The 225-nt window shown below is 42.7% G+C and carries 1 protein-coding gene; it reads right to left on the reverse strand.

The features are described from left to right. The coding region (locus tag LKX83_RS33155; protein ID WP_227887548.1) for a hypothetical protein at nucleotides 1–196 on the reverse strand (196 nt) is incomplete at its 3' end. Nucleotides 197–225: the final 29 nt, after the last annotated feature.

Genomic DNA, 225 nt, shown 5'->3' on the forward strand with positions numbered 1-225 from the left:
CTTCCATCTCCGGCTGCGTTTTCACCAGCACAATAGAGATAGAATTCTCCGGGAAGTCCAGCTTATTCTGCTTATGATTCAGCTCCCGAGCCGCATCCAGCGTAATGAAGAGCGTTTTATCGGTTCCCATGCCGGTCGGAAAAATCATGTTTTTCAGCATAAAATCTTTACCGAATAATGTTACCCATTCCTGCATGTATTCGTTATCCAGATGATAAATATAAT

The organism is Cohnella baijiui (assembly GCF_020731285.1).
Lineage (GTDB): Bacteria > Bacillota > Bacilli > Paenibacillales > Paenibacillaceae > Cohnella.